Annotated in this window: 10 protein-coding genes and 1 pseudogene; all 11 read right to left on the bottom strand. The window is 59.7% G+C overall.

Annotated elements, in window-relative coordinates; all coding sequences use genetic code 11:
* The 11 genes and pseudogenes from KJQ12_RS18250 to KJQ12_RS18200 all read right to left on the bottom strand — a co-directional run bounded on the left by KJQ12_RS18250 (nucleotide 1) and on the right by KJQ12_RS18200 (nucleotide 14,539).
* Nucleotides 1-1,728, bottom strand: coding sequence for a copper amine oxidase N-terminal domain-containing protein (locus KJQ12_RS18250; RefSeq protein WP_213486717.1), 1,728 nt, complete (start codon nucleotides 1,726-1,728; stop codon nucleotides 1-3).
* 104 nt (nucleotides 1,729-1,832) lie between these two features.
* A complete protein-coding gene (locus KJQ12_RS18245; protein ID WP_213486715.1) occupies nucleotides 1,833-3,449 on the bottom strand; it encodes a putative polysaccharide biosynthesis protein in 1,617 nt (538 codons plus the stop codon).
* A gap of 41 nt (nucleotides 3,450-3,490) precedes the next feature.
* The gene (locus KJQ12_RS18240; protein WP_213486712.1) at nucleotides 3,491-4,210 is read right to left on the bottom strand and encodes a ThuA domain-containing protein; all 720 of its coding nucleotides are present in this window, start codon (nucleotides 4,208-4,210) and stop codon (nucleotides 3,491-3,493) included.
* A gap of 22 nt (nucleotides 4,211-4,232) precedes the next feature.
* Nucleotides 4,233-4,715 (bottom strand): DUF456 domain-containing protein, encoded by a 483-nt coding sequence (locus tag KJQ12_RS18235; protein WP_213486803.1) that lies wholly within the window; start codon nucleotides 4,713-4,715, stop codon nucleotides 4,233-4,235.
* A gap of 12 nt (nucleotides 4,716-4,727) precedes the next feature.
* Nucleotides 4,728-5,477 (bottom strand): Cof-type HAD-IIB family hydrolase, encoded by a 750-nt coding sequence (locus tag KJQ12_RS18230; RefSeq protein WP_213486710.1) that lies wholly within the window; start codon nucleotides 5,475-5,477, stop codon nucleotides 4,728-4,730.
* Nucleotides 5,478-5,612: 135 nt separating this feature from the next.
* Entirely contained in the window at nucleotides 5,613-6,776 is a 1,164-nt protein-coding gene (gene mmsB, locus KJQ12_RS18225) for a multiple monosaccharide ABC transporter permease (RefSeq protein ID WP_213486707.1), read from the bottom strand.
* The gene (mmsA, locus tag KJQ12_RS18220; protein ID WP_213486705.1) at nucleotides 6,760-8,310 is read right to left on the bottom strand and encodes a multiple monosaccharide ABC transporter ATP-binding protein; all 1,551 of its coding nucleotides are present in this window, start codon (nucleotides 8,308-8,310) and stop codon (nucleotides 6,760-6,762) included. Before mmsA ends, mmsB begins: the two co-directional genes overlap by 17 nt.
* A gap of 103 nt (nucleotides 8,311-8,413) precedes the next feature.
* A complete protein-coding gene (chvE, locus tag KJQ12_RS18215; RefSeq protein WP_041853789.1) occupies nucleotides 8,414-9,502 on the bottom strand; it encodes a multiple monosaccharide ABC transporter substrate-binding protein in 1,089 nt (362 codons plus the stop codon).
* 198 nt (nucleotides 9,503-9,700) lie between these two features.
* A complete protein-coding gene (locus tag KJQ12_RS18210) occupies nucleotides 9,701-11,464 on the bottom strand; it encodes an ABC transporter ATP-binding protein (RefSeq protein ID WP_213486702.1) in 1,764 nt (587 codons plus the stop codon).
* A 164-nt stretch (nucleotides 11,465-11,628) separates the two neighbouring features.
* A pseudogene (locus KJQ12_RS18205) lies at nucleotides 11,629-12,683 on the bottom strand (response regulator transcription factor).
* The gene (locus KJQ12_RS18200) at nucleotides 12,680-14,539 is read right to left on the bottom strand and encodes a cache domain-containing sensor histidine kinase (RefSeq protein ID WP_213486700.1); all 1,860 of its coding nucleotides are present in this window, start codon (nucleotides 14,537-14,539) and stop codon (nucleotides 12,680-12,682) included. Before KJQ12_RS18200 ends, KJQ12_RS18205 begins: the two are co-directional and overlap by 4 nt.

The following is a 14,539-nucleotide window of genomic DNA, read 5'->3' as shown; positions in this document are numbered from 1 at the left end:
CTACATGCTCACCAGTTCCGCGGCATCGCGTTTCAGGATCAGCACTTTTCTGTCCGACTGGCTGCTCCAAGCAATCGTGCCGCCGATCGCCTTCATCAGATCGCGTCCGGGAACGTAGGCTGCGCCGTCCGCGCCCGTGATGACCGGATATGACCATTCGACGGTCTCGCCGTTCACCGCGGCCAGCCGGCTGCCGACCGTCAGCGCGATATCCGTCCCGGTGATGTCATCGTGCAGCAGAAGCCGTCTCGTCTGCGGATCGTACTGGACGGTGACGTCGAACGCATCCGCCGTACGGCGCAGCGGCACGAGCGTCGAACCGTTCGGCGTCGGAATCGGCGCCGTCCTGTCATCATCAAGGTACAACTGCAGCTCCTGCACGCCCGCTTTTCCGCGCCGGAAGATCAGCTCGAACAGTCCGGAATCCCGTCCTATGAACCGGATTCCGTCCGCCATCGACCATTCGGCCATCTCTTCAAGCGTAACCCCGGCTTCTATCGCATCGTCCGGCGGCTCAAGCCCGACGTCGCCATTGATATTCCACCATTCGGCGGAATATGCCAGGCGCATGCCGTTCAATCCGCTGAACGGATTTATCCAGACCAGCGAATGAAGCGCTTCCGGCGGCCGGAACCGAATCTCGATCTCCTGCTTGCGAATGCGGAGCTGATCGTCGACATAGAGATCGGCGCTGACCAGAAGGCTGTCCCTGGCCAACCGAACCGTTTCGGGGTCCGGCGTCTCCGGCTCGCTAAGCTCCTCCGCCTTCATTCGCAGCTCTTCCATCAATTCCTTAACGGCGTCGGCAAGTTCCGCTTCCCCGTACTCGAAAGATTCCTCCTCAAATCCGGAGAGCAAGCCGGCCTCCTTGAGCAATCGGAACAGCTCGATTTCTAAGGGATCGATCTTTCGATAGACCGCGCGGACGCCCGACTCATCCGCGATCAGCGCCTCGATATACCGTTTCGTCCAATCGAACAGCTCCAGCCGGTCAACCCGGACGCTGATTCTGTCAAGCGCAAGCTTCTCTCCGCCCACCGTCGCGGGAGTGTCCGGGGAAACCGACAAACGGGGCATATTCGGCATATTCCTGATCCAGTAATCATCGGCCATCATTTTGGCCTGTCCCGTCAATTCCAGCAGGCTGCGCTGATATTCTTCCGGTATGTGAGTGCCGTCCAGACCAAGGGGATTGAGCAGCCTGAAAGGATTGTAGAGATCGAATGGATCATACAGACCGGCGGGTCCATATGAATAGAGTCCCACGGGATCGTACGACTCAATGATTTGGTCATAAAGCCCGTACGGGTGGTAGGTCCCGAAGGGAAATTCCTCGCCGCCCGCATCCAGGACGATCGGGGCGCTTGCGCCGTCCGGTTCCAGCACGAGCAGCGAATCGTCTCTCTGCATCGCAAAGCCGATTCCGACATCGCCAAGGTACAGCGTTCCGCGGGCACGCACATGCCAGGGGTCCTGCACCTTGACGTGGTCAAGCTCCAGTTTTATATGGGTGAGCAGCGGCGCAACGTCTTCCCCGAAAAAGCGGGACAACCCGTCAAACGCTTCCTTGCTTAAATCCAGCTCCACTTCATACGTGACGCTGCCTTCCGCCGATATCACCTGGTGCGACTGCTTGATCATGCCGTTCAGATCGATCCCCTGAACGGCCTGGCAGCCTGACGTGAACAGAAGCAGCGCCGAAAGCGCCAGCGCAAGCCATCTCCTCATGCCTTCATCCCGTCTCCTCTCTTCTGTCTCTGGGATTGCAAGAACTTTCTCCCAAATTCGACAAGGAGACGACAGAATCCTGCAATAAGAGGAGGACTTCCGCACTAGCGCGCCCGGATGCGGAGCAGCGGCGCAAACAGCTTCTTCAACGGCCCGGGGAACGATGCCGCGTCATCCCTGGTCACCGCGCCGAACAGCACCATGAACACGAGGTAAGCCGCCGCGGAAGCGGCGCAGGATGCGGCCGCCGTGAAGAGGCAGGCCAGCTTGAACGGCAGATCCTCAAGCAGCCGCAGGCCGGCGAAGTCAATGCCGAACCCCGCGGCGGACGCCAGCAGCACGGCGCCCGTGTACGGCAGCCAGCGCGAGCCGAGCACGGAGATCGGCACCACTTTGCGGATCGACAGCACGTTGAACCAGCTGATCCAGAGGAAGCCGACGGTCGACGCGAGGATGAGCCCGTACACGCCGAGCGCGGGGCCGAAAGCGGCGCTCAGCGCCGCCTTGACCGCCATGCCGGTAAGCGTATGGTACATCGCCTGGCGCGGCTTGCCGAGGCCGAACAGGGTCGAGTTCGTTGTCATCATGACGATCTGCAGCACCGTGCCGGCCGTCAGCGCGGCGACGACGCCGCTGCCGCCGGGCGTATACAAGAGCCCGGTGACGGAGGGAGCGGCGGCGGTCAGCGCCAGCGCGATCGGCACGCCGGTGAAGATGACAATGCGCAGCACGAGCGACGCCTGCCGGCTCACTTCCCGCATGTTGCCCGTCGCGTACGCCGACGAGATGACCGGGATGATCGACTGGCTGAGCGCGACGGCCAGAATCGGCGGAATGCCCGCGATCGTCTGCGCCTTCATCCCGAGAATGTCGAGCGCGGCGTTCGTCAGCTCGCGGGTGCCGTAGTACGATTCCGTCAACCGATAGAAAAATTGCGTATCGAAATAATAGAAAAACTGCACCGTCATCGAAGTCAGCACGATCGGCACGGACAAGCGGAAAATCTCGCGGTAAATATCGCCGTACCGGAGCTTCCGGCCGCCGCGCCTCACGGCGGCGGCATGCCGGCGGTCGGCGGCGTCCGCCCGCCTCAGCTTCACCGCGTAGGCCAGCATGACGGCGAACGCGCCGACGGCGCCGAAGATTGTGCCCGCCGATGCCGCCGCGGCCACCCGCTCGTCGCCGTAGCCCCAGCTGAGCAGCGCGAACGCGAGCGCGACACTCGTCACGACGCGCAGAATCTGCTCGACGATCTGCGAGACGCCGCCCGCCGTCATATACTGCCGCCCCTGGAAATACCCGCGCATCATCGCAATGACCGGAAACAGGAGCAGCGCCGGCGCGATCGCGCGGATCGATGCCGCCGCGCCCGGGTTGTCCCGCGCAAGCAGCGGCGCGCATACGAACAGGGCGCCCGATACGATGACGCCCGTCACGATGCCGAACAGGAGCGCGGCGCGGTAGATATCGCGCGCCTCCGCGACCCGTCCCTGCGCGTGCCGCTCCGCGATCATCTTGCTGATCGTGCTCGGAATGCCCGCCGTCGCGACCACGAGGAGCAGCAGATAAATATTGTTGGCCGCCGTGAAATAGGCGCCGCCCGCTTCCGTCAGCATGTAATCGAGCGGAACCCGCTGGAAGATGCCGAGGAAGCGGGCGATGAGCGCGGCGGCAGCCAGAATGATCGTGCCCCGTATTAGAGAATCTTTCTTCAGGCTCACGTTATCCAGTCCTTCGGATCCGGCCGCCGGCCGGACAAGGTTCAGCCTTTGATCGGCTCAAGCGGCTTGACGTTCCCGCGCACCGGCTTCGCCGCGCCCGCGGGAGCCGCCCAGCGCACGCCGTTCTTGATGACTTGCAGAATCTGCGGATTGTGGTACGTCGGATACGTCTCATGGCCGGGACGGAAATAGAAGATCCGGCCTTGGCCGCGGTAGAACGTGCAGCCGCTGCGGAACACTTCGCCGCCTTCGAACCAGCTGACGAAGATCAGCTCGTCCGGCGCCGGAATATCGAAATGCTCGCCGTACATTTCCTCGTGTTCGAGCGTGATGTACTCCGGCAGTCCCGCCGCGATCGGGTGCGCCGGATTGACGACCCACAGACGCTCCTTCTCGTTCGCCTCGCGCCATTTCAGATCGCACGACGTGCCCATCAGCTTGCGGAAAATTTTCGAGAAGTGTGCGGAGTGCAGCACGATGAGTCCCATGCCGTCCAGCACCCTCTGATGGACGCGGTCGACGATCGCGTCATCGACCTTGTCATGCCCCATATGGCCCCACCAGATCAGCACGTCGGTGTCGTTCAGCACCTCTTCCGTCAGGCCGTGTTCCGGCTGGTCGAGCGTGGCGGTGCGCACCGCGATGCCGTCCTCCGCGATGCCCCGCGCAATCGCGTTGTGGATGCCGTCCGGATAAACTTTGATGACCTCTTCATGCTCTTTCTCGTGCAGAAACTCATTCCATACCGTGACGCGAATCATTGCACAGGCTCCTCCATTTCATTTAAAAAATCAACCACAGCGCGAACAACAGAATCATCACCGCTTGCAGCGCGATTTTCACGACGACGCTGGTGAACAGGCCGACGAGCGACCCCCAGCCGACCTTCACGGAGCGGTCCAGATCGGAGCCGGTCAACAGCTCGCCGATGACGGCGCCCGCGAACGGTCCGATGACAAGCCCGAACGCCGGAATGACGAAAGGACCGACCAGCACGCCGATCGTGCTGCCGACGACGGAAGCACGCGAGCCGCCGTACCGTTTCACGCCCCAGGCGTTCACCGCGTAATCCGCCAGGAAAAGCACGGCGACAATCAGCGTCTGAATCGTCCAGAACAGCCAGCCGAACGGCTCGAACGAAACCATGAATCCGTAGACGAAGAATGCGGCGTAAATCGCGAGGGCGCCCGGCAGAATCGGGTAGACCGAGCCCGCCATGCCGACGATGAACAGCACGACGACAATGATCCAGGCCAGAATATCCAGCCACATGCGGGATCAACCTCCCAGCACGTATTGTTCGATCAGATGCGCGATGCCGTCTTCGTTGTTGCCGGGCAGCACGATACCGGCCGCTTCCTTGACCGCCTGCTGCGCGCCTCCCATCGCTGCGCCGAGGCCTGCCGCGCGGATCATCGACAGGTCGTTCAGACTGTCGCCGGCAGCGGCCGTCTCGGACGGATCGATGCCGAGCAGGCGGCACAGTTCCAGCAGCGCTGCGCCTTTGGAGACGCCGGACGGATTCAGCTCGATGTTGACGGGCGACGAATTCGAGATTTCGAATCCGCCCCAGCTTTCCGCCGTCGCCCGGATCTGCTCCAGAAGCCGCACGTTCTCTTCGTAATAGCCGAACTTCAGCCACACTTTGCGCTGGACATCTTCCTCCGGCTCGACCCACCGCTCCCGGTTGTAGACGCCGTCCGTCGCGTAAGCCCAGTACCAGACGCCGTGATCCAGCGCCAGCCGGCGCAGGCGCAGCACATCCGCCGCGTCCATCGCCGTCCGCTTGTACAGATCGTGCGGCCGGTGCCAGATCTCGCCGCCGTTCACCGTGATCATCGGCGTCGACATGCCGAGCTGCTCCGCATACGGAAGCACGTTCTGCACGCCCCGGCCGGTCGCGAAGCAGACGATGACGCCCGCATCGAGCGCCCGGCGGATGGCCGCCGCATTGCGCGGGCTGACCTCCTGGCGGTCGTTCAGCAGTGTGCCGTCCATGTCAAGCGCAACCAGTCGTATGTTCGCCATACCAGTCTCCTTCCTAGGCTCTTTCGCTATTGTAACACAGTTGCCGCCGCGTTGTGAAAGGAGCTTGGGGAGCCAAAACAAGCAGACCTCCCTTAACGGGAGGCCTGCCCTGTCGATCCGCCGTGATTCAACTTGTCAGGACGACTTGTTTCGGTTGTAGATGTCGAAGGCGACGGCGAGCAGCAGCACCAGCCCCTTGATCGCCTGCTGCCAGTCGATGCCCACGCCGAGGATCGACATGCCGTTGTTCATGACGCCCATCACAAGGCCGCCGATGACCGCGCCGACCACGGTGCCGACGCCGCCGGACATCGAGGCGCCGCCGATGAAGCAGGCCGCGATCGCGTCCAGCTCAAAGTTGACGCCGGCCTTCGGCGTGGCCGCGTTCAGGCGGGCGGCGAAGATGAGGCCGGACAGCGCCGCCAGCGTGCCCATGTTGACGAACACCCAGAACGACACCCGCTTCGTCTTGACGCCCGACAGCATGGCCGCTTTCTCGTTGCCGCCCATCGCGTAGATGTGCCGGCCGATGACCGTCCGGTTGGTGATGAAGGTATATGCGAAGATGAGGACAAGCAGCACGATCAGGATGTTCGGAATGCCTTCATAGCTGGCGAGCACATAGACGAACAACATGAGGGCCGCGGCCAGGATGACCATCTGGGCGATAAAATACCCCCGCGGCGGCACCTCGAAATTATACCGGATGTCCGACAGGCGCTTGCGCCAGCCGATCGCGATCAGCAGCGCCGACAGCAGGGCGCCGATCAGGAGGCTGAGCAGATGCAGGCCGCCGCCGCCCGAAAAATCCGGGATGAATCCGGAGCTCAAAGCGCGGAACGCTTCGGGAAAAGGCCCGACGGACTGCCCTTTGAGCACCAGCATCGTGAGCCCGCGGAACATCAGCATACCGGCCAGCGTGACGATGAACGACGGCACCCGCACGTAGGCGACCCAGAAACCCTGCCAGGCCCCGATCAGCGCGCCCATCAGCAGCGACAGGACGACCGCGGCGGCGAGCGGCACGTTCAGCTCGACCATCATGAAGGCCGCCACGGCGCCGACGAACGCCGCCACGGAACCGACCGACAGGTCGATGTGCCCGCTGATGATCACGAGCACCATGCCGATGGCCAGCACCAGAATGTAGCTGTTCTGCAGAATCAGGTTGATCACGTTGAGCGGCTTCAGCAGAATGCCGCCCGTCAGAATCTGGAACAGCAGCATGATGAGCAGCAGCGCGATCAGCATGCCGTATTGCCGGATGTTGGCCCTGAACTGTTTAATGACCGTTTGCACGGATGTCGCCCTCCATTCGCGCCATGAGTCGCATGATGTTTTCCTGGGTGGCTTCCGCCCGGGTCAGCTCGCCGGTCATGCGCCCCTCGCTCATGACATAGATCCGGTCGCACATGCCGAGCAGCTCCGGCAGCTCCGACGAGATGAGCAGGATGCCCTTCCCCTCGCCGGCGAGCTGATTGATGATCGTATAGATTTCGTACTTCGCGCCGACGTCGATCCCGCGGGTCGGTTCGTCCAGGATGAGCACGTCCGGGTCGGTGAAAATCCACTTGCTGAGCACGACTTTCTGCTGGTTGCCGCCGCTCAGGTTCATCGTGGTCTGCAGGATGCTCGGCGTCTTGATGTTCAGCCGCTGCCGGAAGCCCTCCGCTTCCACGATTTCCCGCCTCTCGTCAATCACACCGTGCCGGGAGACCTTCCGCAGCTTCCCGAGGGTGGTGTTGCGCTTGATGTCCTGGATCAGAATAAGGCCGTGATTTTTCCGGTCTTCGGTCACATAGGCAATGCCGTTCCGGATGGCGGCCGGAATGTCGGGCAGGTCGATCGGCTTGCCATTCTTCAGCATCTGTCCGCTGATCTTCTTGCCGTACGCCTTGCCGAACAGGCTCATCGCCAGCTCCGTCCGGCCGGCGCCCATCAGGCCGGCGATGCCCACCACTTCGCCCCGGCGGATATGGAAGCTCACATCCTCGATCACCCGGCGGTCCGGCTGGAGGGGATGGTACACGTTCCAATTCCGCACCTCGAAAATCGTCTCGCCGATGTTCGGGACCCGCTCCGGATAGCGATGCTTCAGGTCGCGCCCGACCATGCCCCTGATGATCCGGTCTTCCGTGATCTCGTCCCGGGCGGTGTCGAGCGTCTCGATCGTCGCGCCGTCCCGCAGGATCGTGATGGCGTCGGCCACCTGGACGATCTCGTTCAGCTTGTGGGAGATCAGAATCGACGTCAGCCCGCGCGCCTTGAACGTCTTAAGCAGCCGCAGCAGATTCTCGCTGTCGTGTTCGTTGAGGGCGGCGGTCGGCTCGTCCAGAATGAGCAGCTTGACGTTCTTGCTGAGCGCCTTGGCGATTTCGACAAGCTGCTGCTTGCCCACGCCGAGATCCATGACGCGGGTGTTCGGCGATTCGTCAAGCCCGACCATGTCCATCAGCTCCCGCGCGCGGGCGATCGTCTCGCCCCAGTCGATCACGCCGCCCCGGGCGCGCTCGTTGCCGAGGAAAATGTTCTCCGCGATCGACAGATACGGACTGAGCGCCAGCTCCTGATGGATGATGACAATGCCGAGCCGCTCGCTGTCGCGGATGTCCCGGAACTGGCAACGCCGGCCTTCGAACAGCACGTCCCCTTCGTAGGTGCCGTACGGATAGATGCCGCTGAGCACTTTCATGAGCGTCGATTTCCCGGCGCCGTTCTCGCCCATGAGCGCGTGGATTTCGCCCTTCCGCACCTTCAGGTTGACATTGCTGAGCGCCTTGACGCCGGGAAACGTCTTCGTGATGCCCCGCATTTCCAGCAGGATGTCTGTCATCGTTCCGATTCTCTCCTTCGCGGAAACGATTTCGCGGGCGCGCCCCGTAACGGTCGCCGCGAAATCGCTCCCTGCCGGAATTCCGAAAGTCAACCGGTTGCGGTTATTGCAATTGATCCTCCGTGTAATAGCCGCTGTCGATCAACACTTCCTTGTAGTTGGACTTGTCGACGGAGACGGGTTCGAGCAGGTACGAAGGCACCACTTTCACCCCGTTGTCGTAGGTCGTCGTATCGTTCACTTCCGGCTCTTCGCCCTTGAGCACCGCTTCCGCCATCTCCGCCGCCTTCTTCGCCAGTTCGCGGGTGTCCTTGAAAATGGTCGACGTCTGCTCGCCGGCGATGATCGATTTGACCGACGCGAGCTCGGCATCCTGCCCCGTAATGACCGGCATCGGCTTGCCCTCGGAGCCGTACCCGACGCCTTTCAGCGACGAGATGATGCCGATGCTGATGCCGTCATACGGCGACAGCACCGCGTCCACGCGCTCGGTCGTGTAGTGGGCGCTGAGCAGATTGTCCATCCGCGCCTGCGCCGTCGCGCCGTCCCAGCGGAGGGTCGCCACCTGGTCGAAGTTCGTCTGGCCGCTCCGGACGACCAGCTGGCCGTTGTCGATGTACGGCTGCAGCACGCTCATCGCGCCGTCGAAGAAGAAATAGGCGTTGTTGTCATCGGGCGAGCCGGCGAACAGTTCGATGTTGAACGGTCCCTTGCCGTCCTTCAGCCCGAGCGCCTGCTCGATGTAGGACGCCTGCAGCACGCCGACCTTGAAGTTGTCGAAGGTGGCGTAGTAGCTGACATGTTCGGACTTGCGGATCAGCCGGTCGTAGGCGATGACTTTGACGCCTTCGCTGTTCGCCTTGTCGAGGACGTTCGTCAGCGACTCTCCGTCAATCGCGGCGATGACCAGCACGTCCACGCCTTTCGTGATCATGTTCTCGATCTGCGAAACCTGGTTCTCGACGATGTCTTCCGCGTATTGCAGATCGACCTTGTAGCCCCGTTTCTCGAATTCGGCTTTCATGTTGTTGCCGTCGTGCACCCATCGCTCCGACGACTTCGTCGGCATCGAGATGCCGACGAATCCGGCCTCCCCGCCGCCGCTGCCGCCGGAACCGCCGCCTCCGCAGCCGGCGGCCATGAGCGCCATGCCGAGCAGCAGAACGATGAGCACGCTGAACCTTCTCTTCATTGGACTTCCCCTTCCCCTGTTAGATGTGGTGTGGTGTACGACCGTATCGTAATGCGGGGAAGGCGGCGCGGTCTTTCGAAAAATCCGACCTGTTTTTACAAAAAAACAACAAACGTTAAGTTAAGCGGCTTGTGCCGACATGTAAAACAAAAGAACCAGGCGCTTATCCGCCTGGTTCAAAAGGTGAGACCATGTTCATTATATCTTTTGCTTGTCATACATGGAACGAAAAACACCATGCATGGACAGCAATTCTTCCGGACTCCCCGTCTCCGCGATTTTGCCATTGTCGACGACTACAATGTAGTCAGCATTCTTGATCGTCGAAAGCCGATGCGCAATGACCAGAATGGTGACCTTGCCCTTCAATTTCAATAAAGTATCGTTCAAGCAACTTTCGGTCATTGCATCCAAAGCTGATGTATACTCGTCCAGCATGAGAATTTTGGGGTCGTTCATAAACGTTCTGGCCAACAAGATTCGCTGGATTTCGCCGCCCGATAAATTTTCGCCATTGCTCACTATTTTGGTATCATACTTGTCCGGCAATACCTCAACGAAGTCTCTAACATGTGAAAGTTCAACTGCGGCATTGAATTTTCGGGTTAATGATTCATCCATTTCTTCCTTCTTTTTTGGATAAATGATATTCTCAAGAATGCTGCTGCTCCAAAGGACCGTTTTTTGCGGATTATAGGCGACGTATTTCCTGAGTTCATGGATATTGAATTCGGAAATATTTATACCGTCAAGCCGTATCTCTCCCGACTGAGGCTCGAGATGTCTGTGTATCAGCTCAAATAACGTAGATTTTCCCGCCCCGCTTAAACCTACAATGCCGACAAAACTTCCTGGCTCCACATCCAGACTGAATTTTGAAATACCCGGGGAATTTTCTCCCGAATAGCGATAGGTAACATTTCTCAATTCCAGCCGGGGCACTTTATTGAAATCAGGCAACAAGTGCCCACATTCGATCCTTTCCATTGAAAAGATCTCATTCAAATTCCCCATGATCACTTTCATTCTGGTCAAATCTACATGAACTGTAAACAGGGATTTAAAAATACTGTACAGTCTCGGAAGTATAATGATAAACGCCAGCAGTGTACCCGCCAAAATTTTATCCGACAGGATCAAATAAAGACTGTATCCATATACAATGCCCGTAATCAACGAAATAACCAGATCGGCAATCAAGTTTACGGTCATGTTATGAAATACATGTGACTTTCTGGATATCCCCCATGCCTGGTCATTCCATTCGATCCATCTCTTTTTTTCAGCCTCTTGTCCATTAAATAAATGAACGGTTTTGAAATTCGAAAAGAAATCTTTCAAATAACTCATGCCCTGTTCCAGGACCGTATAATACATATCATCAAGCTTCTCGGTTTTGTTGCGAAATCGTTTGGAAATGTACATAAAAACCGGGAAAGAAATCATAGCGACAAGCGTAAGTTCAAAACTCATCGTAAGCATGATCCATAGCGTGGACAACAGCAAAAAGATATTTGAGACGATGGACATCACGGATTCGACCACAAAAACTTCGCATAACATCCCGACTTGGGACGTCAATCGATTAATGATTTCTCCACGTCCGATCTGATCAATCTGCTTGGGCCTAATTTCAAGCAAATGCGAAAACAACCTTACCCTCAGGTCTTTCGAAAGCCTTTTTCCCAGTTCATTATTATAGTAGGCTGTAGCACTATTCAGCGCGGCAAAAACAACAGGGAGCAATACGATGAGAAGGATATAATAGATCGCCGTATCGATTTGCTTTTTGGGCAGAATCTGATCGAACAAATCTTTGAAGAGTACCGGTTGCAGCATTGAAACCAAAGATGCCGTCAAATTGAAAAGCAAAATAAAAAACAACACTTTTTTGCTGTTTTTTAGAACTTCCAAGATGGCATCTCTTGCCTGATTCACCATTTCACCGCCTTGGTAAATCATTCTGAAATTAACTCTGACTGCTCCGGTGGCTTACTGTCAGTTGTTCGAACAACATACTGCATAAAATGGACTTCGCAATTCACGGAGTCCAGATGATACTTTTTTGCTGTTTTCAATGTCTACTTTACCGAGAGCATTTCAGGGTTCGTTGGTCATGGCGCGGTTCAGCGGTCGTCCGGCTCGTCGGCTTCCGTCCCGCCATTCCGGTATTGGTTGGGGGAGACGCCGAACATTTTTTTGAACGCGGTGCTGAAGTAATGCTGGCTGACATAGCCGACGCTTTCGGCGATCTCGTGAATCGCCAGGTCGGTTCCGGTCAGCAGGCGGGTCGCCTTCTCCATGCGCATCATCGTCACGAGGCTGACGAACGGCGCGCCGAGTTCCTGTTTCAGGATGCGGCTCAGGTACACGGGCGACACGCGCAGCTCGGCGGCCGCCGCTTCGAGGGACAGCTCCGGATCGGCGTAGCGCTCGCGGATGAGCGCCCGGGCGCGCCGGACGATCGGCGACAGGCGGGCTTCCCGGCTGACGGCGGACCGGGCCCGCCGCAAGGCCGCGCCGACGTCGGCGATATCCTGCCCCGCCGGTTCGAGATGGACCTGGACGGTCAATTTCAAATAGTGCTGCACCGCCTGCTCGATCTTACTGGCCAGCTCCGGCGGCACGTCGTCCCAGATCACGACCAGAATGAGGCCGGCGGCGTCCCGGAAGATCAGATGCCCGGTCTCCCCGAGCAGTTCCGAGGTCATGTTCTCGATGGCGAACAGCATCAGCTGGCGTTCGGACTCGTTCCGTAGCGACTGGCCCGTGTCGAGCTCCGGCCAGCGGATTGCCATGACGGATTCGGGCGAATGGCCGGGAAGTTGCAGGAACTGAAGCTGCTCCGCGATTTCTTCGCGGCTGAGCGCGCCTTCCATCCATTCCAGACAGAACCGCTCGCGGAGCAGGGGCAGGTTCTTGCGGATTTGCAAGGCGGCCGCATCCAGGTAGGCGCTCAGTTTCGCCTCCCGCTCCAGCCGGTCCCGCACGCGCGTCATGATCTGCGTCAGTTCCCCCGGGTTGGTCGGCTTGAGCACATATTCCTGGACGCCGAGCCGGATGGCTTCCCGGGCGTATTCGAACTCGTCATGGCCGGCGCTTCCCAATCCACCGCGTCGCGGATGCCTTCACGGATGATCGCTTCGTCGTCGGCAATCAGCACCTTCCAGCGCCGCTTCACGCCCGCACCTCCTTCCGGCTTCCGTCCGGCGCCTCAGGCGGCAGCGCGGGATGGACGATGGTCACCGTCGTGCCTTCCCCCCGCACGCTGTCGATCGTAAGGCCGTACCTGCCGCCGAACGTCAGCTTCAGACGTTCATGCACATTGATTAATCCGAAACCCCGGTTCTTGTCCATCGATCCGCCCGCCGCCGCGGTCTCCGCTTCAGCCATCAGCTCCTCGGGATCAAGCTCGCGGCCGACCCGGTCCAGCGCCTGCCGCACTTCGGCGAGCCGGCCTTCGTCCATCCCCGCGCCGTCGTCTTTGACCCGCAGGATGAGCTCGCCGTCCCGGACAAAAGCGTCCACTTCAATGGTGCCGGGTCCCCGCCGTTCCTTGATGCCGTGGTAGATGGCGTTTTCGACGATCGGCTGCAGGATCAGTTTCAGCACCGTATGCCCTTCAAGTCCGGGCTCCATGCGGATCGCGTAGTTCAGCTTGTCCCGGTACCGGACCTTCTGGATTTTCAGGTAGCTCTCCAGATGCTCGAACTCTTCCGCGAGCGGAATCCGGTCCCGGCCTCCGCTGAGTCCGATCCGGAACAGCCGGGCGAGCGACTCCGCCACTTCCGCCGCGTTCGCCGCTCCTTCCCGGCGCGCCATCCACTGGATCGTGTCCAGCGTGTTGTACAGGAAATGCGGCCGGATATGCGCCTGCAGGCTGCGCAGCTCCGCCTCCCGCTTCTGCCGTTCCTTGTGCTCCATCAGCGTGATGAGCCGGTTGATCCGGTACAGCATCCGGTTGAAGCTGCGGCCCAGCATGCCGATCTCGTCATGCCGCTCGCTGATGAACCGGGTGAGCAGATCGCCCGACTCCGCCTTGTGCATGAAGGAGATGAGCTGCCCGATGGGCCGGGAAATCGTGCGGGACAGGTAATACGAGGCCGTGATCCCGAACAGGCAGACGAGAAACACGAAGCTGACGATGTAGAACTGGATTTCCCGCATCTCGCGGATCGATTCGCGGACCGGGAACACCCCGATCGTCGTCCAGCCGGTGAACGGCGATTTGACATAGATGAATTGGATTCTTCCGGCTTCCGTGTCCCGGAAGAGCGACCCGGATGTTCCCGTGAACCAGTCCGGCGAGACGCCGACGGCCGGGAGGTTGGCCGGCACATAGACGGGGTCTCCCTCGTCGTCGATGACCATGAGGTAGCCGTTGCGGCCGAGGCGCACATTTTTGAGTTCTTCCGCGATCACGCGCAGTTTCAGGTCGATGAGGACGACGCCGAGCACGCGCTGGGAGTCGGGGTCGAGCACCGCACGGGCGACCGATATCACCTCGTCGTCCCGGTAATTGACGTGGCTGGTCACATGCCGGCCCTCGGGACGCCCGACAATCGTGAAAATGCCGTCCCGCTTCACCGCTTCTTCATACCACGTCTCCAGGGTCAGGCGGTGGCCTTCTTTGGCGTACAGCTCGTTGCTGATCGATTCGCCGTCGCTGTTTACGATGAGGATGCCGGCGACTTCCGTGTACAGCGTGCTGATCGTCTGCAGGAAATGCCGGATCTCGTAACGGTCGCTCACCTTCGCTTCCTGTTCTTCCGTCCCGTCCAGAAAACGGCGCACATCCGGATTGCCGGAGGCGATGTAGGTGATGTTCTGGAGACTTGCGGCGTAGTGCTCCAGCGAACGGTTCACTTTGCCGATCAGCTGCAGCGTGTTTGCCGTAGTCTGCCGTTCCAGCACGCGGTCCACCGAATAGTGAATGAGCAGCCCGAGGCAGACCGCCGGCAGGATGCCGATGAGCAGAAAATGGGCGATCAGCTTGTAGCGGATCGGCCAGTCGTTGATTTCCAGCCATTTGCGCAC

This window comes from Thermobacillus xylanilyticus (genome assembly GCF_907165215.1).
Taxonomy (GTDB): Bacteria; Bacillota; Bacilli; order Paenibacillales; family Paenibacillaceae; genus Thermobacillus; species Thermobacillus xylanilyticus.
Note: the sequence above shows the minus strand (reverse complement) of the source record. Positions and strands in the feature narration are given on the sequence as shown.

What these genes read in the sequence shown, in the direction of transcription:
- KJQ12_RS18230 (WP_213486710.1), bottom strand. Translation starts at nt 5,477, where the DNA reads ATGGCGAACATACGACTGGTTGCGCTTGACATGGACGGCACACTGCTG.
- KJQ12_RS18210 (WP_213486702.1), bottom strand. Translation starts at nt 11,464, where the DNA reads ATGATTTACCAAGGCGGTGAAATGGTGAATCAGGCAAGAGATGCCATC.
- mmsA (WP_213486705.1), bottom strand. Translation starts at nt 8,310, where the DNA reads ATGACAGACATCCTGCTGGAAATGCGGGGCATCACGAAGACGTTTCCC.
- chvE (WP_041853789.1), bottom strand. Translation starts at nt 9,502, where the DNA reads ATGAAGAGAAGGTTCAGCGTGCTCATCGTTCTGCTGCTCGGCATGGCG.
- KJQ12_RS18250 (WP_213486717.1), bottom strand. Translation starts at nt 1,728, where the DNA reads ATGAGGAGATGGCTTGCGCTGGCGCTTTCGGCGCTGCTTCTGTTCACG.
- KJQ12_RS18240 (WP_213486712.1), bottom strand. Translation starts at nt 4,210, where the DNA reads ATGATTCGCGTCACGGTATGGAATGAGTTTCTGCACGAGAAAGAGCAT.